General features: G+C 41.1%; 21 protein-coding genes. 14 read left to right on the top strand and 7 right to left on the bottom strand.

Going from position 1 to position 23,158, the window contains the following annotated elements:
- Positions 1-45 precede the first annotated feature (45 nt).
- The 3 genes from BV372_RS17140 to BV372_RS17130 form a co-directional block, all read right to left on the bottom strand.
- Complete coding sequence (locus BV372_RS17140; protein ID WP_086687707.1) at positions 46-1,023, bottom strand: sucrase ferredoxin; 978 nt, start codon at positions 1,021-1,023, stop codon at positions 46-48.
- Positions 1,024-1,132: 109 nt separating this feature from the next.
- Complete coding sequence (locus BV372_RS17135) at positions 1,133-1,636, bottom strand: hypothetical protein (RefSeq protein WP_086687706.1); 504 nt, start codon at positions 1,634-1,636, stop codon at positions 1,133-1,135.
- Positions 1,637-2,346: 710 nt separating this feature from the next.
- On the bottom strand, positions 2,347-2,760 hold the full coding sequence (locus BV372_RS17130; protein ID WP_086687705.1) for a heavy metal-responsive transcriptional regulator: 414 nt from the start codon (positions 2,758-2,760) through the stop codon (positions 2,347-2,349).
- Positions 2,761-3,063: 303 nt separating this feature from the next.
- Here BV372_RS17130 and BV372_RS17125 point away from each other — a divergent pair, with 303 nt between their 5' ends.
- The 5 genes from BV372_RS17125 to BV372_RS17105 all read left to right on the top strand — a co-directional run bounded on the left by BV372_RS17125 (position 3,064) and on the right by BV372_RS17105 (position 8,089).
- Positions 3,064-3,483: a BlaI/MecI/CopY family transcriptional regulator gene (locus BV372_RS17125; protein WP_086687704.1), complete on the top strand. Its 420-nt coding sequence runs from the start codon at positions 3,064-3,066 to the stop codon at positions 3,481-3,483.
- Positions 3,483-4,322, top strand: coding sequence for a M56 family metallopeptidase (locus BV372_RS17120; RefSeq protein ID WP_086687703.1), 840 nt, complete (start codon positions 3,483-3,485; stop codon positions 4,320-4,322). Before BV372_RS17125 ends, BV372_RS17120 begins: the two co-directional genes overlap by 1 nt.
- 414 nt (positions 4,323-4,736) lie before the next feature.
- Entirely contained in the window at positions 4,737-6,320 is a 1,584-nt protein-coding gene (locus BV372_RS17115) for a B12-binding domain-containing radical SAM protein (protein WP_086687702.1), read from the top strand.
- A 236-nt stretch (positions 6,321-6,556) separates the two neighbouring features.
- On the top strand, positions 6,557-7,516 hold the full coding sequence (locus BV372_RS17110; RefSeq protein ID WP_086687701.1) for a ribonuclease Z: 960 nt from the start codon (positions 6,557-6,559) through the stop codon (positions 7,514-7,516).
- Positions 7,517-7,765: 249 nt separating this feature from the next.
- Complete coding sequence (locus tag BV372_RS17105) at positions 7,766-8,089, top strand: hypothetical protein (protein ID WP_086687700.1); 324 nt, start codon at positions 7,766-7,768, stop codon at positions 8,087-8,089.
- Positions 8,090-8,337: 248 nt separating this feature from the next.
- Here BV372_RS17105 and BV372_RS17100 read toward each other — a convergent pair whose 3' ends face one another.
- Positions 8,338-8,781: a hypothetical protein gene (locus tag BV372_RS17100; RefSeq protein ID WP_086687699.1), complete on the bottom strand. Its 444-nt coding sequence runs from the start codon at positions 8,779-8,781 to the stop codon at positions 8,338-8,340.
- Positions 8,782-8,924: 143 nt separating this feature from the next.
- On the bottom strand, positions 8,925-11,930 hold the full coding sequence (locus BV372_RS17095; RefSeq protein WP_086687698.1) for a valine--tRNA ligase: 3,006 nt from the start codon (positions 11,928-11,930) through the stop codon (positions 8,925-8,927).
- 62 nt (positions 11,931-11,992) lie between these two features.
- Here BV372_RS17095 and BV372_RS17090 point away from each other — a divergent pair, with 62 nt between their 5' ends.
- The 5 genes from BV372_RS17090 to BV372_RS17070 all read left to right on the top strand — a co-directional run bounded on the left by BV372_RS17090 (position 11,993) and on the right by BV372_RS17070 (position 17,156).
- Positions 11,993-12,418: a GxxExxY protein gene (locus BV372_RS17090; protein ID WP_086687697.1), complete on the top strand. Its 426-nt coding sequence runs from the start codon at positions 11,993-11,995 to the stop codon at positions 12,416-12,418.
- Positions 12,419-12,455: 37 nt separating this feature from the next.
- A complete protein-coding gene (locus BV372_RS17085) occupies positions 12,456-13,724 on the top strand; it encodes an AmpG family muropeptide MFS transporter (protein WP_086687696.1) in 1,269 nt (422 codons plus the stop codon).
- 33 nt (positions 13,725-13,757) lie between these two features.
- Entirely contained in the window at positions 13,758-14,723 is a 966-nt protein-coding gene (locus BV372_RS17080) for an N-acetylglucosamine kinase (protein ID WP_086687695.1), read from the top strand.
- Between the two features lie 339 nt (positions 14,724-15,062).
- A complete protein-coding gene (locus BV372_RS17075; protein ID WP_086687694.1) occupies positions 15,063-16,010 on the top strand; it encodes a hypothetical protein in 948 nt (315 codons plus the stop codon).
- A gap of 132 nt (positions 16,011-16,142) precedes the next feature.
- Positions 16,143-17,156 (top strand): hypothetical protein, encoded by a 1,014-nt coding sequence (locus BV372_RS17070; RefSeq protein ID WP_086687693.1) that lies wholly within the window; start codon positions 16,143-16,145, stop codon positions 17,154-17,156.
- 134 nt (positions 17,157-17,290) lie between these two features.
- On the opposite strand, the gene BV372_RS17065 is transcribed toward BV372_RS17070, so the two are convergent.
- Positions 17,291-18,541 carry an FGGY-family carbohydrate kinase gene (locus BV372_RS17065; RefSeq protein ID WP_086687692.1) on the bottom strand — a complete coding sequence of 417 codons (1,251 nt, stop codon included), beginning with the start codon at positions 18,539-18,541 and terminating at the stop codon, positions 17,291-17,293.
- Between the two features lie 198 nt (positions 18,542-18,739).
- Here BV372_RS17065 and psaM point away from each other — a divergent pair, with 198 nt between their 5' ends.
- Positions 18,740-18,829 carry a photosystem I reaction center subunit XII gene (psaM, locus tag BV372_RS17060; RefSeq protein ID WP_040630342.1) on the top strand — a complete coding sequence of 30 codons (90 nt, stop codon included), beginning with the start codon at positions 18,740-18,742 and terminating at the stop codon, positions 18,827-18,829.
- 500 nt (positions 18,830-19,329) lie between these two features.
- On the top strand, positions 19,330-19,746 hold the full coding sequence (locus tag BV372_RS17055; protein WP_086687690.1) for a hypothetical protein: 417 nt from the start codon (positions 19,330-19,332) through the stop codon (positions 19,744-19,746).
- A 234-nt stretch (positions 19,747-19,980) separates the two neighbouring features.
- Here the strand turns inward: BV372_RS17055 and BV372_RS17050 are convergent, their stop codons facing one another.
- Positions 19,981-20,676, bottom strand: coding sequence for a tetratricopeptide repeat protein (locus BV372_RS17050; RefSeq protein WP_086687689.1), 696 nt, complete (start codon positions 20,674-20,676; stop codon positions 19,981-19,983).
- A gap of 550 nt (positions 20,677-21,226) precedes the next feature.
- On the opposite strand from BV372_RS17050, the gene BV372_RS17045 reads away from it, so the two are divergent.
- On the top strand, positions 21,227-21,691 hold the full coding sequence (locus BV372_RS17045; protein ID WP_086687688.1) for a hypothetical protein: 465 nt from the start codon (positions 21,227-21,229) through the stop codon (positions 21,689-21,691).
- A gap of 184 nt (positions 21,692-21,875) precedes the next feature.
- Positions 21,876-23,096, top strand: a complete 1,221-nt coding sequence (locus BV372_RS17040; RefSeq protein ID WP_086687687.1) for an NAD(P)/FAD-dependent oxidoreductase — start codon at positions 21,876-21,878, stop codon at positions 23,094-23,096.
- Positions 23,097-23,158 lie beyond the last annotated feature (62 nt).

Here is a 23,158-nt window from a genome sequence, read left to right as displayed (position 1 = left end):
TGTTTTAGTTTTATTAATAAATAATCAACCCGGCATAGTATTTAGTTAAGCGCTCAAAGAAACAACCTTCTTAGATTCAAGCCAGAGACTAGCTACGCTATATTTAGTAACTACTGAAGCTTGCTTAGCATTACAAGAACTCTTGATTTCTATTGTTTTAGTCTCATCTTTGACTAATTTTGCTTGGCAAGTATATAGCGAACCTCTGGTATTTTCAAAAGTTAGCTCAGCTAGCACTGTATTATTGTCTAAGCTTTGTTCTAAAATTTTACCTGCTACTTTGTAATTAAACCAATCCCATCCGTAGTGGAGGATTAATTCCTTTTCTAAAATCTGAAGTGGAACTGGCAAAATACCCCAGCCTCGATAGACTTTATTTAAGTATTGAATATCTCCAGTATGAGTCAAAATCGATTTGAATGAATCTTGCTCGACAAGGCCGTAATACCTCCCCTCTGGTAAGTCTATGATTGTTGGTGCAAATCGATGTCCACCAAAATGACTTGATTTCCAAATCCGAACATCTTCCAAGCCTAAATGGGAAATTGTATTTTCAGCATGAAAATAGAAAGGATTGCCATATCTAGCACAGCATTTATCATGGCTGCCGTGGGTACATACTAAAATATCTCTAGTAATAGTTGTTTCTTTTTCATGCTCAGGAATAGTACCCCATAAGAATTTTTGGATAACCGCAGCTACATTTTCAATATTTGCCAGCTTAAATTCATGCTTACGATATCCCTGAATTAATCCCTTTGATTTTTGATAAATCAAAAGAGTTGTTTTTGCTACTTTGTGCGATTGATCGTTAGCAATTAACAAGAATCTTATCGGTAGTTTAGCGCGCTTTACCTCCTCTACCAACATCTTTAAATTATTTGGCACCCATTTAGAATTAAAGGCTTCTGTTGTCCAAGGTGGAGGACACTCAACTAAAATATAAGTTTCGTAATTGGTGGCGCTACCAACAACATCTTCTCCCGTTTGCTTTGCGTAATCTGAACAAAAAAAGGTATTCATTTAGCTGTTCTCATTCATTAAGTTTATGACAAAGTAAAATTGTGATGCTGGCTACAATAGCTTCTAAAAAACACAACAACAAGAAACAATCAGCATTTCTTGTACCCAACTAGGTAGCCACTTTATAACATTCATTTTTATTAAACCTATTTCCGGTTAATAAATTCTCCACAATATCGGTAGGAAAATGTTGTAAAACTGCTTCCGTACCACCAAAGTGAATTTTGTATCTCTTATCGTTCGACAGTTTATTAACTGTCAATTGTTGAAGACAGTCTTGTGTACTCTTGCTTAAAGAGCCACAGTCTAAGTATGATAACTTCAGCTTACTTAAGCCATTGAAGTAGCTGAAATCACACTTAAAAATTTGGCTAAAATTACGGTACTGATTTAAATTTTTTATTAAATAATCTATATAGCTATTTACAGCCCCTGTCTCTACATCTGCGGGCAGACTTTTATCCTTATGCCATTTTGCAGAGTAACTTAGCTGCTTAAGCAAGCAAGTTAATTCTATTACTTGATGTTGCCTTGTAATAGATATTGAGACTACTTTAATTAGGCAATTGGATTTTAAGTATTTTTCATCACTACATATATTCTCTAAAAACATATTGCAAATTATTATCAATTAGCTTGGAAAAAATTAGGTAGTTTTTCTTATCTCCTTTACTGCGTGGAAGTAAAGCAATAAAAAGTACCAGTAACTGTTATCTAATAACTATTTAAATTTGAGAACTAAGAAAGTATTTTTCAAAAAATACTGCAATTTTCCTAGCTATACTCAGTTTTTAGTTCTGGTATCTACTCTTTTATTGACTTATTCTCCTGAAAACGTCATCAGGCTTTTTTTTGGATACCTGCCTTGACTCTAACTGAAGTCAATAAGAAATACAAGTATTTGACAATCTTTATAAATTTTACTAAAAATTTTATCCTGATGACCACTAGTTAAATAAAGGTTAACAACTAGCTAACGGCTGAGGATGCTCCCTAGTATAGATATTGCTATCTTCTATCCAAATAATAATTTTTCTCGATAGTCACAAGTTATTGCAGATAATCGCAAGTGACTAGTCATAAGTAATTAAACAAAATTAATTACACAGATTTTCTTCTTGTTCCCTGTTCCCTGTTCCCTGGCTTCACGAATGAATTTAATTTTGTCCAACTACTTACCAGGCTATTCTATTCCTGGAAGAAATAGAGAGCGATTTTCATGCTTTGTTTCACCTAGGTATGGGTGCTATTAAAACTGGACGCAAGCACGCACCCAAGAGAAAATAAGCTTTGTTTAACTCCTAGCGGGAAGCGTCGGGAAGTTTACGCATTTTCAATAATCGGGCAGATTGCTTGTTCAGAATTCTCAGTGGTTTTTTCCCAATTAGAAGTTAAGGCTGCTAAATCTTGCCTGAGGGTAAGTAGCTGCTGAATTTGTTCATCGATATCCGTTAGCTTATCTTCTAGCTTGGTTTTGATATGTTCGCAGGGTAATTCACCCCCATCATGAACATGCAAAAATTCCTTGATTTCTGCTAAAGTCATCCCCAAATTTTGGGTGCGCTTGATAAAGTTCAGGCGAGCCAAAACATCAGAGTTAAACAATCTAAATCCGCCCTCGGTTCTACCTGATGCTTGCAGTAGTCCCAACTCCTCATAGTAGCGAATTGTTTTAATTGGTACACCGCTTTCTTTGGCAACTAAACCAATTTGTTTTGGTGCTTCTTGGGCTAACATACTGACCTACTCTTGCTGCCTACACTTATTCTAAACTCTCTAGTTGACTGGAGAGTCAAGAGTCATCATTGATTATTCTTTTTTGTTTCCTCTGCTCTGTGTTGACTTACAGCAACCTGAGGCTGAGGAAATTTTGCCAAAATCAGGCCTGTTTGCCGAACAGCAGTTTCAATCAACGGTAATCTGAAAAAAGAATAGTTCTTTCGCGTTTACGACTACGCGCACTCAGACGAAGCCTAGGAAATCAAGAGGAGAATTTTCGCGTTCAATCCACTCATCCACAATCTCAAATCCAAAATCGATATGGCTCCTTTACCCGACTACCGCCCTAAACAACTGTCTGTAGGTCCCCTAGAAGCAGAAATTTTGCAGATCATCTGGGAACTGGGTTCAGCTACAGTTAAGGATGTACACGATCGCATTCTGTCTGACCCGAACCGAGAGTTAGCTTATACCTCTGTAACTACCGTTTTGCGCCGCCTTACTGATAAAGGTTGGCTAGTCTGTGATAAGAAAGGAAAGGCATTTTATTGGCGTCCACTGCTGACGAAGCAGCAAGCAGAGGTAATTAAAGCCCACGAGCAATTGCAGCGATTTTTGGCAGTGGGTAATCCGGATGTTGTTGCAGCCTTCGCTGATAGTCTGGATGAAACAGCTAGCGAACAAATCGAAGCGATCGCCAAACGCATTCAAGCCGCACGTCAAGCCAGGGAGGGGAAATAATGCATTTAATGATGATTTTGACTGCTTTAGCAGTTGCTTGGTGGTTAAGATCCACTTGGATTGGCCCTGAAGAAAATTGGAATCTTAGGTGGCGGCGATCGCTGTTTTTATTTCTCTTTCCCCCCTTGCTACTTTTCATGACTGCGATCGCTGTACTTTGCATGGGTCCCCAAGGCAAAATGGGAGGAATGTATACAGGCTGGGGTAGCTATCTTCTAGCGCTGATATATCTAGGATTTTTTAGCATTTTATGCATTAAACATGCCATCCTCGGCTGGCGGTCTGTAGAATCTGCTCGTAACTGTCCCCTGGTAAATTTTGGACAAAGACAAATCCGGCTACTCAACACAGGCGCACTCTTCGCTGGTCAAATCGGTTTTTGGCACCCCGAACTCGTAGTCAGCCAAGGATTACTCCAAACTCTCTCAGCAGAACATTTAGAAAGTGTCTTGGCACACGAGCAAGGCCATTACCATTACCGAGACACATTTTGGTTCTTCTGGCTGGGTTGGGTACGTTCTTGTACTGCATGGTTACCTAACACAGACTCTCTGTGGGAAGAACTGTTAGTTTTGCGCGAACTACGGGCTGATGGTTATGCTGCATCGCAGGTAGACCCCTTGCTGCTAGCAGAATCACTGCTGTTGGTAGTTAGTAGCACTCCTGTATTATCGGAAATTTGTTGTGCTGCTTTAGGTTCACCAAGCGCAGATCGCTTAGAACAAAGAATAGAAGCTCTCTTAGCACCTCCAGAGCCAATCCCAGCGGCTCAATTGCATTCCTGGAATGGGTTTTTGTTGGCATTTCTGCCCTTAATCACTGTGATCTTCCACACCTAAATAGATAATGGGTAATTAATTAGTTATATTACCCATTTGTAATTTTTTATATGATTGTTCATTTCATCCCAAGTTCCTATTTGCAATCGCCTCGGAACTTTGGGAAAAAAATCCTCTGGAAATTGCTACTTTTCAGCGCTCAAATTGACATCAGCGATTAGTACTTTTACACTTGATAATTCTGTATTGATCTGTTTTACGGCGTAAATTATAATACTGCTTTAATCAATTTACCATGAATATTGAAATCGCCTAAAGCTTACTAAGTGCTGAATTGGTTTAGCAATTACTTTATAGTTTCGGGAACAATGTTAGCGCTTTTGCTACATTAAGTATAAGTGCAAATAAAATAGCACAATTTCAGTGTTTGTATTAACTAAACCAGCAACAAAAATTTAGGCTTTAATCACCTTAATGAATGTTTTACTTGTATATCCTCGCTTTCCCAAAAGTTTTTGGTCTTTTGAAAAAACACTGGCTTTATTAGACCGTAAGGCAATGCTACCGCCTCTGGGTTTGGTGACTGTAGCCGCGATTTTGCCTCAAGAATGGAAATTCAAGCTAGTAGATCGCAATGTGCGTCAAATCACAGAAGCAGAATGGGCTTGGGCAGATTTGGTTATCTTATCTGCGATGATTGTGCAAAAAGAAGATTTGCTAGAGCAGATTCGGGAGGCCAAATACCGAGGTAAGCGTGTGGCTGTGGGTGGCCCTTATGCTACAGCGCTACCGCATGAAGTCAGCGCCCCGGGAACAGACTACTTAATCTTGGATGAAGGGGAAATTACGCTGCCATTATTTGTAGAGGCGATCGCACGGGGCGATCGTACAGGTGTATTTCGCGCTGGTGGTGAAAAACCAGATGTCACCCACACTCCGATTCCGCGCTTTGACCTTTTAGAGTTTGATGCCTATGCGGAGATGTCGGTACAATTTTCCCGTGGATGTCCCTTCCAGTGCGAGTTCTGCGATATTATTGTTCTCTATGGTCGCAAACCCCGTACCAAAAACCCCGCACAACTGTTAGCAGAACTTGATTACCTCTACGAACTAGGTTGGCGGCGGAGCATTTTCATGGTGGATGATAACTTCATCGGTAATAAACGCAACGTCAAATTATTTTTGAAGGAACTTCAGCCTTGGATGGTGGCGCATAACTATCCCTTCTCCTTTGCCACAGAAGCTTCAGTTGATTTAGCTCAAGATCAAGAACTGATGGACTTGATGGTGGCGTGTAATTTTGGCGCTGTGTTTCTCGGAATTGAAACCCCCGACGAAGAAAGTCTCACCTTTACTCAGAAATTCCAAAACACCCGAGACTCGCTAAGTGAAGCGGTACATACAATTACGCGCTCAGGGCTGCGAGTTATGGCAGGCTTTATTATTGGGTTTGATGGCGAAAAGCCAGGAGCAGGCGCACGCATCGTGAAGTTTGTAGAGCAAACTGCTATTCCCACTGCCTTATTTAGTATGCTGCAAGCGCTTCCCGATACAGCACTTTGGCATCGATTAGAAAAAGAAGGACGACTCCGCAGCAAATCTGCCAACATCAACCAAACCACATTGATGAACTTTGTGCCAACTCGACCTTTAGCAGATATCGCCCGCGAATATGTAGAGGCGTTTTGGGAACTGTATGAGCCATCGCGGTTTTTGGATCGCGCCTACCGTCACTACCTGATTTTGGGTGAAGCAACCTACCCCAAAAAAGGTAAAGGTGCCAAGAAGCCATTGAACTGGAAGTCTCTCCGGGCGTTGCTAATCATCTGCTGGCGACAAGGTGTGCGGCGTCAAACACGCTGGCAATTCTGGCGCAACCTGTGGAATATGTATCAACATAATCCGGGTGGAGTGAGTAGCTATTTATCAGTTTGTGCGCAAATCGAGCATTTCTTGGAGTATCGCCAAATTGTTAGGGATGAAATTGAGGCGCAAGTAGCTGAGTTTCTGGAGGCGGAAGCTAAGGTACAGCCAGAAGTGAAAGTGTTAGCGTCGTAATTGTCAATATCACCCAAATGCTATTTATTCTGAAATCCTTTCCTCCTAAGGATTTCAGATATTCGTGTTGCTTTTATACTTAAAGAGCGATGTCTGGCGACAAGAAGCAGAGCTTCTACGCAGCTTTTGCACCTCTTGGTATGACTTATTGCCTACCAAAAGTATGAAAACTCAACAACCATGCCACTATAGAGAATAGAGCGTCAAATTGAGCAAGAGGAAGGCTAAAAAACGCTGTGCAGATAACATTCTTAGGGACAAGTTCCGGTGTACCCACAAGAGCACGCAATGTTTCTAGCGTTGCCCTGAGATTACCCCAACGGGCAGAATTGTGGTTATTCGATTGTGGCGAAGGTACTCAGCATCAGCTTTTGCGGAGTGACCTGAAAACCAGCCAACTATCCCGAATTTTTATTACCCACATGCACGGCGACCACATCTTTGGCTTGATGGGATTGCTTGCCAGTTGCGGCTTGGCTGGCAATGTGGAACGAGTTGATATCTATGGTCCACCAGGATTAAATGAATATATCCAAGCTGCCTTACGTTACTCTCATACGCACTTTTCCTATCCTGTAAAAGTTCATGCCATCCGTCCAGGAATAATTTATGAAGATGATGAGTTCACTGTCAGCTGTGGACCTTTACATCACCGCATTACAGCTTTTGGCTACCGCGTTGCCGAAAAAGACCGAGCAGGACGCTTTGATGTGGAAAAAGCCAAAGCGTTGGAAATTCCGCCAGGTCGAGTTTACGGTCAACTCAAGCGTGGTGAAACGGTGACTCTTAAGGATGGGCGAGTGATTAATGGCAACGATTTGTGCGGCCCCACAGAAATTGGACGCAAGATTGCTTACTGTACAGACACAGTTTTTTGTGAAGGTGCAGTGGAGTTAGCACAAGATGCAGATGTGTTAATTCACGAGGCGACTTTTGCCCATCAAGATGCAGATATGGCTTTTCAGCGGCTACATTCAACCAGCACAATGGCAGCACAAACCGCTTTAGCTGCTGGTGCACATCGCCTGATCATGACTCATTTCAGTCCCCGCTATGCTCCGGGAAATATTTTAGAGTTGAAGGATTTACTACAGGAAGCCAGAGCAATTTTCCCCCATACGGATATGGCTCATGATTTCATGGTTTATGATGTACCGAGGCGGCGGGAGTTAGAGTTAACAAAGACTATTGTATAAAAATCACTAAGAATTATTATCTCCAATAAACACAAGTGTAGGTTTTTTACAACAACGCTGAAAAGGGAACAAGATAAGCAAGGAAGCAAAAGATTATTGGTGCATTCAAAACAGAGTCCTAATTTACCCTTATCTGGAAAACCTATACTTTTGAGGTTAAGCGTTAAATCGTTCTGACAAAATTATTTCTCCGGATAAGCCACTATAAAACTGAATAAACCTTTATAGTAAGTCTCTCTGTTAAAACTTATGGAAATGCCCCAACGCGTATCAATTCGCTACAAAGACGCGTCTTACAACACTAACGAGATACGTTTGAAAACCTTCCGGTTAGCGTTTCAACTATGGGATGAACAAACCAAACCTAGAAAAACAGAGCTTTATGAGTTTATCCAATCTTGCCTAAAACAGATTGACCGCCAAGATAGATTTATGATTTCTCTATTATTCATAGAATTATCAGACCTGATCCGTGATTCTTCTTTAGACAGGGGCATGAAAGAAGTCTTAATTAAAATATCCTTTAGGGAGTTTGCTTGCGCATTAACAGACTTTGAAGAGAATTCTAAATAATATTATAATTATTCAAAATCTGACTTTTCCTAATAAATTGATGATAAAAATTTAGATTATCTCTATTGCTGGTAAACAGTAAATATTGGAAATAAATTCTCTATCTAAGTTTATTATATTGGACTTTTTTAAAGTGTTTTGTCTTTGGCTGAGGGATGGGTAAATCTGTAGTGCTGAGCCACTAGACATCACATAAACCATAATATAAAGGCGATCGCACCAGAAATATCCTCGTACTGTTTAATTACCTAAGAGCCACCCGGATCATCTTTATAATTACCAGTCTTGTCCTTTTTAATACTTTCTTCTAGAGCTTGAATTTGTTCTCGTCGAGCTTCCAATTCTAGAGATCGACGTGCTAGGTCTTGATTTTGCAATGTCAAGGCTTGTCGCCAATGTTCGGCTCGTTCGGCTTCCTGTTGTAAAAAGTCTGGGCTAATACCAGTAGAGAGGTAGGCTTGGATTAAATGTAGTACCCAATTGGTGGCATCTTCTAATCTTTCTATGTCCCCTGTCGGTGAAAGTTCCACTAACACCAGCAATTTTTCGCTCATGGTGTTTCCTTTACCTAAAAGAATTACCGCCTCTTCTGGAATAATAGCCCAAAGATCATCGGCTTCCTGTCGCGCCAGCAGGCGCAACTGATACTGTTCTAAAAATTCGTTTTTGTGTACCTGGGCTAAATATTGCATGACTGTCGCTACTCTTCGAGAACTGCTTTGCAGAACGCTCTAATTCAAAACTCAAAATTGATTTTTAATTTTTGAGTTTTGATGTTTCGGGGTTTTATTTAGTAATGGGTAAGTTAATAATAATTACCCATTACCCATTGCAGCTATACTAAACCACGCAGGCGATCCCGTAAAATTTCCGCTTGTTTCTCAGCCTCCGCTAAAGCATCTCGCGCACTTTGTACCACATCTTTGGGAGCTTTATCTACAAAGTTAGCGTTGCTTAATCTTGCACTCAGAGATTGGGCTTCTGCTTCGGCTTTGCTAAGGCTTTTCTCTAGCTTGGCACGTACGGCTTCAATATCCACCACACCCTTGAGGGGAATTACCACTTGTACTGTACTGACAACACCAGCAATAGCGTTTTCTGCTGACTCAGGCTGTGATTGTGTCTGTTGTAGATGCTTGTCTGTGGTGGGTTGGAACAACTTTGCCCACAACTGTTGTCTAGCTTGCGCCGACAGTAAATAGCGGCTAGTAAACCAAGTTGAGTAGCCAAGACCTACTATTTCAAAGAAAGTTCCAAATAGAGGAACGTCATCAATTGCATTCCCAACAGCGTAAGCCAACTTAGTAAAGACAATTGCCACAATAATTAAGCCTAGAGTTTTTAAACCCCTGAGAGGTTTTTTTGGTGTAACGGTTGTTTGATTAGACTTATCAGCAATGGTTAAAGTCTCCACCTTAGCCAAATCTTTAATATAAACTTGTCCAGCCGTAAGGATTTGCCGTTCCTTTGGGTTTTCACTTTGCAAATTGACCGTCACTTTCGCCCCTGGCTTAATCTCCGCTTCAGCGCGTAAATTGCGAATAGTGCGGATAGCGTCAATCAGTAGTTCAAACTGGGACTCAATTTCTGGATTTATCAGTTTACTATCCACTTGCGGATAAGATTGTAAGGATAAAGTTTGCTGGGAATCTGCTGGTTGTTGGGTAAGAGTTTGCCAAATCTCCTCAGTAATATGGGGCATAAACGGATGCAGAAGTTTTAAAATTCCTTCCAGGATATGAGCTAGGGTTTGTTGTGCTACTCGCCGCGATGCCGGGTCAGCATCTTTTTGGAGGCGAGACTTCACCAGTTCAATATACCAGTCACAGAAGTCCCCCCAAATAAATTCATACAATCCTTTAGCAGCTTCACCTAATCCATAATTATCGATGTTATTGCTTGTCTGTTTGACAACTTGATGATAGCGAGAAAGAATCCAGCGATCGCTTAATTCTGTGGCGAGTGGTTGACCTAATTGTTGCGGCGTTTGTCCATCCAGATTCATCATTACAAACCGGGCGGCATTCCACAATTTATTGGCAAAATTACGGGAAGCTTCTACCGATGGCGACTCATCTTTTTTGCGATCGTACTCCAACCGGATATCTTGACCTGCGCCTACCACTTCCTTAACTAGGGTATAACGCAGGGCATCAGTGCCATATTTGTCAATTAATAATAGCGGGTCAATGCCATTACCTTTAGTCTTCGACATCTTCTGACCTTTTTCATCCAGCACTAACCCGTGGATGTAAACGTCCTGAAATGGCATTTGTCCGGTAAAATGACCCGCCATCATCGTCATTCTGGCAACCCAGAAAAAGATAATGTCAAAGCCAGTTACTAAGGTAGAAGTTGGGTAGTAAGTTGCTAAATCCTGAGTTTGTTGCGGCCAGCCCAAAGTGGAAAACGGCCAAAGTCCCGAAGAAAACCAGGTATCTAATACATCTGGGTCTTGTTCTAGCTGGACATTTTCGCCAAATTGTGATTTAGCTTTTTCCCAAGCTTCATCTGCTGATTTGGCGACCACAAACGGGGTAGTATCTGTGATTTGCCCGCCCGTTTCACTGACAGCGTACCATGCAGGGATTTGATGACCCCACCACAATTGACGGGAGATGCACCAATCTTTGAGTTTGACTAACCAATCACGATAAACCTTAGTCCAACGCTGGGGGACAAACTCTGGAGAATTTTTCTGGTCGAGGAATTCTAAGGACTTGTCAGCTAATGGGCGAATTTTCACAAACCACTGAGTAGACAGCAGAGGTTCAATCGGGACTTTACCGCGATCGCTATAAGGAACGGTATGCTTATAATCTTCAACTTTGACCAAAAAGCCATCTGCCTCAAGGCGTGCAATCACATTTTTTCTGGCTACAAAGCGGTCTTGTCCTTGAAACTCCCCGGCATTAGCGTTGAGAGTACCATCTTTATTGAGGATGTTAATAAACGGTAGATTGTGACGCTTACCCATCTCAAAATCATTGGGGTCATGGGCTGGAGTCACCTTCACGCAACCAGTACCAAAAGCGGGGTCAACAAATTCATCGCCAATAATCGGAATTTGCCGTTGCGTAATTGGTAGAGTTACGGTTTTACCAATTAAGTGCTTGTATCTCTCATCATTGGGATTAACTGCCACTCCTGTATCACCCAGCATAGTTTCTGGGCGAGTTGTCGCCACCTCCACATCACCAGAACCATCCGTAAGGGGATAGCGAAAGTGCCAAAGATTGCCATTTACCTCTTGATTTTCCACCTCCACATCAGACACCGCCGACTGGGAAGCGGGACACCAGTTAACTAAATACTCACCGCGATAAATTAAGCCTTCCTCATACAGGCGAGTAAATGCTTCCACCACAGCCTTAGATAAACCCTCATCCAGGGTAAATCTCTCCCGCGACCAATCTACCGAAACACCCAAGCGTCGTAGCTGATTCACAATAAAACCGCCAGATTCCGCCTTCCACTGTTTAGCGCGTTCTAGGAATTGTTCACGCCCCAGCTCATAGCGAGTTTTACCCTCACTCTTGAGTTGCTTTTCCAGCATGGCGTGAACAGCGATGCTAGCGTGGTCAGTTCCGGGTAGCCACAAAGTATTACGCCCCTGCATCCGGTGGTAGCGCACCAAGACATCAATCAACGCACTTTCAAAAGCGTGACCCATGTGCAAACTACCGGTGACATTCGGCGGCGGGATGACAACACAGTAAGGTTCGCCGCCTTTATTGGGGTCGGCTTTGTAAACTTGGTTTTCTTCCCAGAATTTTTGCCACTTGGCTTCTGTGGAGAAGGGATCGTAGAGACTAGGGAGATTAAGTGTAGTTGCGGTCATGCTGGGAAAACTAAGTTTGGAAGGACTCTAATAAATTTTGCCACAGGGTTGGAGAGGGAGTTATGGAAACGAACCGCAGAGGCGCAGAGAACGCAGAGGGAAGAGAGTTAGGAAAGGCTATGAATAAGTTAACTGGTGAGGTAATTGGGGCAGCGATTGAGGTACATCGGATATTGGGGCCAGGGTTTTTAGAGGAGGTGTATAAAGAAGCGTTGATTGTGGAACTTCTTATGCGCGGGATACCCCATGAGTGTGAGAAGTGGGTAAAAATCACTTACAAAGAACATGAAGTAGGTAAAGGTAGATTAGATTTTTTGATTGCGGACTGTCTAATTTTGGAATTAAAGGCTGTCCAGAATTTAGCCCCAATCCATGAAGCACAAGTACTCTCATACCTTAAAATTACCAACTGTCCCCTTGCTCTCCTCATAAACTTTAACGTCCCTCTCCTCAAAGACGGCATCAAACGTATTATTCTATCTTCTTAATCTTCTCTCTGTGCCCTCTGCGTCTCTGCGGTTCGATATGAAATCTCAAACCCCCTCCCCTTGGACATACATCCCCACCCTTTACTTCGCTGAAGGTGTCCCCAACGTCATCATTAGCAGCGTTTCCGTCATCTTCTACAAAAAACTCGGAATCGACAACGATCAAATCACCGCTTGGACAAGTTTTCTCTACCTTCCTTGGGTGATCAAAATGTTTTGGGGACCACTTGTAGATATTTACGCCACAAAAAGAACATGGATACTTGTTACCCAATTTGCCATGTTTTGTTGCTTAAGTTTAGTAGCTTTATCCTTACAACTCCCAAATTTCTTTTTCATCTCCTTAGCAGCCTTAACAGTTGGAGCATTTATTTCCGCCACCTATGATATTGCCACCGATGGCTATTATATGTTGGCATTAAATCCCGAACAACAAGCTTTTTTTGTTGGTATCCGTTCGCTTTTTTATCGCATCGCCGTATTATTTGGTAGCGGATTGTTAGTAGTTTTAGCTGGCAGATTAGAAACCACACTCAATAATATTCCTTTAAGTTGGACTATATCGATAGGATTTTCTGCTGTCATCTTTGCCATACTTTTTATTTTTCATCGCTTGATTTTACCTTTACCAGACTCAGATACTCCTCGGCAGACACAAGCCCAAACCGAAAAGATTCCTTTTGTAGATATTATTCAAAGCTATTTCCGACAAGAAAAAATAGTTGCAATTTTAGCGTTTATTTTACTTTACAGATTAGGTGAAGCAATGCTCTTAAAGATAGCCTCGCTATTTCTCTTAGACAAACTAGAAAAAGGCGGTTTAGCTATCTCAACAGAACAATTTGGCTTGATTTATGGAACCTTTGGCGTACTTTCGCTAATTATTGGTGGAATTTTAGGAGGAGTATTAATCTCTCGATATGGTTTGAAAAAATGTCTTTTACCAATGGCTTTAGCGTTGAACTTACCTGACTTATTTTATGTTTATCTTGCCTATGCTAAACCCTCACTGACATTAGTTTATCCCTTAGTTTCCTTAGAGCAATTTGGCTATGGACTTGGCTTTACAGCCTTTAGCGTTTATTTAATGTATATTTGCCAAGGTGAATACAAAACTTCTCATTATGCCATATCGACTGGACTGATGGCTTTAGGTCTGATGTTGCCAGGAGCAATTAGCGGTACAATTCAACAAGCAGTGGGATACCCATTATTTTTTGTTTTGGTCTGTTTGCTGACTATTCCGGGGATGATTACTATATTCTTCATTCCATTAAGAGAAGAAGCAAAAAGACCCACTAGTTAACAGTAAATCAAATAGAAAGTTTTGAGTTTGTCCATGAATTATGTTTTAGGAATTGATGGCGGCGGTAGCAAGACTGTTTGTGTTTTGATGGATGAAACACGCCAAGTTATTAGTCGTGGTGAAGCAGGCGCATCCAACTATCAGAGTATAGGTATTACAGCAGCGCAACAATCAATTCAAGCTGCAATTATGGCTGCGGTAGATCAATCACTAAATATCACAAAACCAATCAAAATTGCCGCAATTTGTTTAGGGTTAGCAGGTGTAGGTCGTGCAGAAGATATTGAAGTAGTAAAAGGTTTAGTCGAAGAATTACAAAATAGTGAAGTACTGCCGATACATTGGGAATTAACAGCATCTAATATTGTAATTTGTCATGATGCTTTAATTGCTTTAGTAGGCGGTATTGGTCATGATGTAGGAATTGTAGCAGCAGCAGGCACAGGTTCGATAGTTTTTGGGCGAAATCATCAGGGAATTACTAAGCGCGTAGGTGGTTGGGGACATATTTTAGGAGATGAAGGTAGCGCCTATAAAATTGCTCTTGCTGGTATACAAGCAGCATTAAAAGCTTATGATAGCAGTGGAATGCCAACGAGTTTGGTAGAGATTTTCAAAGTTTATCTTGAACTACCAAGTATAGAAAGTTTAGTTGAATTAATATATCAACGAGATTGGGGAGTTAAAGAAATAGCTGCTTTAGCAGAAATTGTTGATTTAGCAGCAGCTTTAGGTGATGAAGTAGCGAGTAAAATTATTGAGGATGCCGTACAATATTTGGTTACAGCTACCTCCACAGTGATTGAGCAAATTTTTAGCGATCGCCCAGTTTTAGAAGTAGTCACTACAGGAAGTGTGTGGCAAGGTAAATCCAAGATGCATGATAGGTTTACAGCATCTCTGGTGAAGAAGTTTCCTGAGGTTAAAGTGATGTTTCCCAAGCATGAACCTGCTTATGGCGCTGGTTTATTGGCGTTGCAGAAGTTAACAGGTAAATAATTTTCACTAACCGCAGAGGCGCAGAGAACACAGAGAGGAGTGAAGAGTGCGATCCATCTCCTAAACATCTGTGTCTAGAACTTTGGTACGAAGCCACCAGATACTTATAGCATTAGACTGATTGCACAAATATTTAAGGACAAGAATTTTAACCTTACACAAATTTGCAAATAGATACAAGAAATTAGGTGTTTAGTAGGCATAATCTAACTCATACAAGAGATCTATTGCATGAAATTTATTTTCGTACTATTTTACTAGTACATTAGTAGTCATTGCTAACTATTCAGTCCTAACTGTTTTGCTGAAATGTGATGAGGTCGGTAGAGAAATTAAGATATGAAATCACACCAGATTGAATCTTGGGCATTAAAATTAATTGAGCAAGTTGAATCTAATCAACCAAATGAGGATTTCCGGGTTGAACTGAAATCTCAATGGATAGATCCAACAAAAGCTGCTCGTTTGATAGCAGGACACGCTAATGCCGCACGAGGTGAACCCATCCTCTGGCTGATAGGAGTAGATGAAAAAATTGGAGTCAAAGGTGCTGAACACATGGAATTGGCAGACTGGTATACCAAGGTAAAGTCCCAGTTTGACGGTTTAGCACCAAAATTAATTGATATAAATGTGCCAGTCAAAGATAAAACTATCGTTGCTCTTCTGTTTGAGACTGAGTGCGCTCCTTTTATTGTGAAGAATCCTGTATTTGGATTATCAGGCGGTGGTTCAGTATCACTCGAAGTTCCTTGGAGAGAGGATACATCAACTAGATCTGCAACTCGTTCAGACTTGCTCAAGTTACTTTCCCCCCTACAGAAACTGCCATCTTTTGAGGTAATTAACGGTTATTTCTATAATGAGCTATGGCACTGGAAGCTTGTACTAGAAATTTATGTAGTACCCAAAAATCAATCTCAGGTAGTTATCCCTTTTCATCAATGCAAAGCTTGGTTGGAAATTTTAGGCTGCAATTCTCGAATCAGTTTAGACAAGGTAATTCTGAGACCAGAGTATGGTATGTCTTTAGAGACAGCAACTTCTTTATCTTGGGCGATCACAGCAACGAGGAGTGAAGTAATCATTGATGGACCTGGAAAGCTAATTCTTTATGCATCAGCAAATCTGCTAGAAATACCAGAAAATTTTGCAAATAATAGTTTACAAATTATTGCTAATTTACCACCTGTTGACACTGAACAATCCGTTCCAATTACTACGAAGCTAGTTTATTCACCTGATTCCCAAGGATTGCACAAATGGATTTTTAAGAATTCTCTTTGAAGTTCTGCTAAATGCTAGGTTAACATTCACCCAGTTGAGTGATGCGGTCATCCGCCGTGCTATATTACATTCATATTACAAAACATCTCAAGAGAGGCAAAAAATGAACCACCTGGACTTCTTAAGCCGGACTTGACGAACCCGGCAAATGGTATTCATGCCATCAATCTTATCGTCTACAAAATAGCCGAAGTTCTGCAAGCATCCGGTTATCCTGAACCAACAATTTGGCGTTCTTCTCCCATCACCACGATCGCCAACAACTACGATAAGCTTTATATCCCTAGAGAAAGTTTATCGCGTTCCGCCAAATACACCCGTTACCTCAGAGACGGTAGGCTACTAAGAACTCATACCACTGTCATCATGCCAGAGTTACTTTCCCACTTACATGGGGAACAACTCATTCTCCACCCCGGTATTTGTTACCGTCGGGATGTAGTGGATAAGCGTCATGTCGGGGAACCGCATCAAATGGATGTGTGGTTAATTAGCCAACATCAGCAATTGGGTAGAGAAGCTTTAGTTAAATTAATTGCTGTTATTCTCAACGCAGTTCTTCCAGGTATTTCCTATCGTCTAAATGAAACCTCACACCCATACACTTGTAACGGTTTAGAAATTGAAGTGTTAGTTGATGGTAACTGGATTGAGGTAGGAGAATGTGGAGAAATTCATCCTGGATTACTTAAACCTGGTTATACAGGATTAGCATCGGGTTGGGGGTTAGATCGTCTGGTGATGTTAGTAAAAGGGATAGATGATATTCGCTTGTTGCGAAGCACCCATCCCCAAATAGCTGCCCAGATGACGAACCTGGAAACCTATAATCAGGTATCTAATAAACCAAGTATCAGCCGAGATATGTCTGTTGTCATTGGGATAGATACTGATTTAGAAGATATTTGTGAACAGGTATTACAAGTTTTAGATCAGGATGCTGAACTGTTAGAGTCGGTGGAAATATTAAGTGAAACTCCTTACTTCCAACTTCCAGAAACAGCGATTCAACGTCTGGGTATCCAACCCCACCAGAAAAACCTGCTGGTGCGGATGACTCTCAGCAGTCTTTATGCGTCTATTACTAATCAAAAAGCCAATATTCTGCGAGAGTTGGTTTATCAACAAATTCATCAAGGTGAGTAATTTAGATGCGGTGACGCATGTCATTACGAGGAACGAAGCAATCGTCAGCGCTGAGATTGCTTCGTTCCTCCTCGCAATGACATCATAGGTTGAAAAATTTTGTCTCTGTTTATCCCCATCACCGCGTCCCCGTGTTATTCACTCACTCCCCGCATCGCTAAAAGCGCTGTCCCATAGGCTGCTTCCGTATTCACTGACGAAACTACCGGCACTTTTAAATATCTTCCGCGAATCGTAGTCCAAGTATTATTTGCTGCGCCACCACCAGCAGTGTAAACGCGCTTTAACTGGTCTGCTCCCATTTGCTGTAATAATTCATACCCCCGCGCTTCTATACGGGCAATACTTTCTAACAAGCCATGTAGAAATTCCACAGAATTATCTGGGCGTGGTTCTAAGCGTGGGGGTAGATTGGGATCGTTAATCGGAAAGCGATCGCCTGCTTTTAATAAAGGATAATAATCCAATGGGCTGGCTGTGGTAGCATCAATCTCACCACTCAGGCTTTCTAACTCAGGATCAGTAAAATATTGTCGCAGCACTGCACCGCCAGTATTAGAAGCACCCCCAGTCAGCCACAAATCACCGAGGCGATGGCTGTAAATTCCATATCGCGTATCCTCAATCCGTGTGCGGCTCAATAGTTTTAATACCAGTGTCGAACCCAAGGAAGTCACCGCTTCTCCAGGCGATTTTGCACCACTGGCAAGAAATGCCGCAATACTATCTGTAGTGCCGGCGCATACTAAACAATCATCAGAGAAACCAAAGTTAGCTGCAATTTCTGGGCGTAATTCGCCAATAGGTTTACCAGGAGGCAATACTTCAGGTAGCTGAATTGGTATTTGTAAATTTTCTAGCCATTGTGGGTATTTCAAATTTTCAACGTCATAACCCAGCTTTAAGGCGTTGTGGTAATCGCTAATACCTAAGTGCCCATGCAGCAGAAATGCTAACCAGTCTGCTTGATGCAGGAAATATCGTGCTTTGCTAAATGATGGTAACTGCGACATCCATAGAAGTTTAGCAAGGCTAGAAGTAGCGCTTACTACCGTATGATTCTCTGGTGCGATACTTTTCAACTGTTCTAGCATCACCGATCCCCGGGGATCGTTATAAAGTAAAGGTGCATCTATCGGCTTACCTGCCGCGTCTACTAGCAAGACAGTGGAAGAAGTCCCATTAATAGCGATCGCCTTAATTTTTCGCCGCAGTTGTTCAGGAATCGATGCCAGAAGAGTAAATAAAGTCGTCTGCCAAATATCTACCCACCCAGCCGAAATTTCCCAAGGATACTTCATCTGGGACTGGATGCAAGCTTCATCGTTAATCACCGTAGCCCTTGCACCAGATGTACCAAAGTCGATCCCTAGAAACAAATCCATAGATTAATATATATTTTCTTTAAAAAGAATAACGAATGACTACTGAGCGATCGCTGCTTTTGTTGCATCTTGTAACAAGATATTCCCCAATCCTCGCAAAACAGGGAAAAGTAGTAAACGAACTATTCAAAATGCATTGCGTTTAGGAGGTTTCCAACCATGCCCATATCACACAGTCTCTTGTTCGCTGTAACGTCTATCTCAGATACTCAAGTGTACATCGCTTTGGTTGTGGCGCTGATTCCAGGTGTTCTGGCTTGGCGGTTAGCTACAGAACTTTACAAATAAGCCACAATGTGACAGATTTGTTGGGCTAAGAAGCCTGGCATTAGTGGGTGACCTTGATCGACACTTGTAGCTTTAGGCAATTAAGTGTTTGGCTAAGGCTACTTACGTATGCCAGGTTTATTTTTTAGTTTTGGATACACGTGTAGCAATTTCCGAAAAATGAAGTAATATGGCAGCTAAATCAAGCCTGAAGAAGGCAGAAGTACGTAGACAGAAGGCTGAGGGCATCTTTACTCATAAATGCGCTTGTATTTGATAAAGTTCGCACTCTATTATTTTCCTACCTACTTAAAGCCAGGGGCGCGATTACCATATAGCAGAGTACAGAAAAATTTATTTTGTATAAAAAATTACGATATTTCTGCTACTCTCTGCCACGGCAGTTGCTCTACTTGGGGAGACCCCAAGACCGCACTGCCTCCTCTGCCTTTCTTCAGTAATCATTAAAAGTAGGCTTTTTACGCTGTTCTGCTTGAATTTACGAGGTCTTTTTTACCATCATGAACGCTATTCAACCGTCTAGTCTGCCGCCGCTACAACCGATACAAAAACGCCGGGTTGCGCCTCGACCAAAGCGGCATCTGCGTCAACGATCGCATCAAGTAATGGCTGTGGAAGCAACAGCCAAGATAGCCGTTAATCTGGCAATTTCAGCAGCCGCAGTTTCCGCGCTTATGCAACTTTTGCCCTATCACTGGTTACAGCAAGAGAAATTGCGGGAAATGCGTACTGAAGTGAAGCAGATGGAAGGACGTGTGAATATTCTGCAAGCAGAATTTAGCCGAAACTTCGATCCCTCTCAAGCCAAAAGTATTATGCAACAACAAAGTTACCGATTTGACCCTAACCAGCGTCAGATCGTGCTGACAAATCCGGATGCAACTGAAGCAGCCAGCCAATCAGAGTCATCACCTTAAACCCAGAATTATTGAAGTTTTTTATGTTGTGGCTGTGGATCAACAACTTTTGTAAATAAATTAGCTAATTGTTGAATCAGTGCCTAGTGCAAGAAAGCAGAAAAGATGTTATTTGTTGCAACTGGATGATTATTTGCGCTACACCGCACTCATTAAAATTTATTAGCCATTAGTAATACAGGGTCGCTATACTCTACTCAAAATTTGGATTTTGCAGCCCCTCAGAGGATTAATCTACAAATCAGGATGTTCAGGAGATAGCAGTTCAGTTAACCAATTTTCAAGTTGTATACGTAAGCGCCAACCAGGAACATCTTTTCTTTCGGGTAGTTGAGTCAAGGCACGACGATAATCAGCGATCGCACAATTCCAGTCTCCCCAAAGATGATAAGTCCTGCCTCTCTCAGCCCAGATGTGACCCTCTAATTGCCCGAAAAGCAGTGCGACATCAAAATTCTCAATTGCCTCTTCGTATTGCCCCAATTCGCGCCAGGTGATGCCTCGGTTAATGCGTGCCCGCACATGGCTAGGATTTAAATCAATTGCCCGATCGTAGTCGGCGATCGCCGCAGCTAATTTTCCACAACCAGCATAGTAATTTGCTCGGTTATTATAAGCACTAGCCAAGCTAGGATTAATTTGCAGTGCTGTGTTATAGTCACAAAACGCTTTTTGTGTTTCGCCGCTTTGAAAATAAATCAGCCCGCGATTGTTGTAATCAACAGCATTTTGAGGATGTCGGCGGATAAGCTGGCTTAACAGGGCGATCGCTTTTATGTAATCGCCTCTTTGAGCTAACCTCAAGGCACAAGAGCGTACATGACTGTCCTCTAAGTCTAAATCTCCACTTAATTTTATTGTTTTATTTGATACTAATTTATCTAAGTTATTTTGCTTGTCTCCAAAAGATAAATAGGAGTTATTACTCATATAATCCTGCCGTATATAGTTGTTTTTTGAAATCAAAATATAGTTATTATGCTGCTAGTAGCTTGTCTGATATGTCAGTTCTTAGGGTGTCTATAATTACTCAACCATTTAAACCACAGCCATTGAAAAACTTTATCTCATATAAATAATTGATGATTCAATCTCATCATAGATACCTCATCCCCAGGTTAAATTCCAGAAAGAGCAAATATCAATCTCAAAGACTAGTCAAGTAGTGAGAGCGACAAATTGGTAGAATGCCAACAAGCCGTTCATGAGAGATGACGCAGAGCACACAGGAATTTAGCAATGCTCAGAATGCAAAATAAAACTCTTAACCACAGCAGAAGCAGAAACTCACCTGTGTTTTCCTGTAGGAGTAAGTGTTCTCAAGCCGACTTAAGTCGTCAAGAAAAACAATCCTTGCTCAAATCCCCTGGCTTGAGTTACGGGATTTTTTCTCGTTGCCTTGTCTCTTTCTAGATTCGCATCTAACGGTTCCGGCTTCTAGTTCCTTAATCTGACTTTTAAGTTTTGAGAAAATTTTCTTATGACAATTGCAATTTCTTATCCTAATGCCCCCGATTTAACTGCTGATGATTACATTGTGATCGGCTTGGCAACATGCTTTGTCAAGGAAGATGGAGAAGTTCATCAAGTTGAAGTTATTGAACCGATTCCCTCTGCGGCTTTGGAAGCAGTGATGAAAGGTATTCCCACTTCATATAAGTTTGCTTGGGCAACAAATTTAGGCTCTGTCCTGGACGGTGATACACTCTCAGCCCCTACTAGCTTCCCAGAGTCTGCTCAGTTTGCGGATGAGTTTGTACCACGGCTATTTGCAGCAGCTCGTACTTATAAGCGTCGTGAAATTACAAAATCTCTCATTCCCTTGGGTACAGCCTACACAGAGTTCAATTACTCCACTGAGCGCAAGCGTGTACTAAATGCTGCCAGGGTGGTTACCAAAGAAGATAACGTTAAACAGCACTCCCACACCCATAAAGTTCTTTAATATTCAAGAAGGGAACAGGGAACAGGGAACAGAATTTCCTATTCTCTGTTGTTGAAATTGATTTTTTGAAGAGTTGGGATTTTAAGGTAACCAAATGTTAATAGCGAATTGACGGAAACTAACTCTGCTTCCTCTGCGTTTTCATATTCATCCTCAATTCGCCATATTTCTTGTAAAAACTATAATGAAGAGCTTTGATGTGGTAGTTGTAGGTGCAGGTCCAGCTGGGGGACACTGTGCGAGATTGTTAGCGAAAGCTGGCCGAAAGGTTTTGTTAGTAGAGCGATACGAAAACTTTTCTGTAAACAGCTTTTCTAGCGCCGGAACTCCTATAGAAACCTTGGCTAAGTTTGAATTACCTAATGAAGTTATAGGTAGTTATTGGCAAGGAATTAAAATTGTTACCACCAATCTTAATGAAAGTTGGGATTCACCAAAACCTCTGGGTGTGGTTTTAGATTTTACTAAATTAAGGGAATTCTTAGCTCATGAAGTTAAAGCCAATGGTGGAGAGGTTTGGCTAGGGTACTTTTACCTGAGAAAAGAAGAGGAAGCAGAGCAAACTATTCTATTTTTTAAATCGAAAAAGGAAGGGGAAATCCAAGTTGCAGCAAAAGTCATAGTCGATGCAACTGGCCCATCTAGAGCAGTCATATATAACAAAGGAGAGGCTCAACCATTATTCCACAGTGGCACAGGAATTGAATATCTCTTAGAAGTAACACCAGAAGATTATGAAAAACACTGCGATCGCTTAACTTTTTTCCTGGGTCATAAGTGGATGCCAAAAGGGTATTCTTGGATATTTCCTATGGAGAAACCCAAGCTAAAAGTTGGTGCAGGATTATTAAATTCACAGCATGAATTAATTAAAAAACCTGAACCGATAAAATATTATATTGAACTCATAATTAAAGACTATATTAAACCCAAAAACTACAAAATTTTGGATATTCATGGAGCAACATTAAAGTATAGCCAGGGATTGCAGGATAAGTATTATAGAAAAAACATTATAGCTATAGGAGATGCCGTCTCTACTGTTAACTTTTTAGGAGGTGAAGGCATTAGACATGGTATGTGTAGCGCTGAAGTAGCTGTTAAATATATTGAAAAATATTTAAATGGTGAAGCTTCAGATTTTAAAAAATATCAAAAGGAGATGTACAAAATATTTTATAAAAAATGGATAATTTCTGAGAAACTTGGACTAAAGAAATATTTGCTTGATAGTGACAATATAGTAGATCGCTCTATAACTTATCTTAAATATTTGAATATTCATGAAATAATGGATCTGCTCTTCAACTATAAATTTGAAAAATTCTCTAAAATCTTCTTAATTAGACTAGTAATCAAAAGTTTGGCATTTTTCCGAAAAAGCTTTGGTTTCAAGGGTTCTTAAATATATAGCAATCCTAAATGGTTTATGAGAAAACACCATATTCATGAAGTTTAGGGAAGTCA

This window comes from Nostoc sp. T09 (assembly GCF_002154695.1).
In the GTDB taxonomy this organism is placed as follows: Bacteria; Cyanobacteriota; Cyanobacteriia; order Cyanobacteriales; family Nostocaceae; genus Aulosira.
The sequence above is the reverse complement of the archived record's forward strand: the minus strand, read 5'-3'. Positions and strand labels throughout refer to the sequence as shown.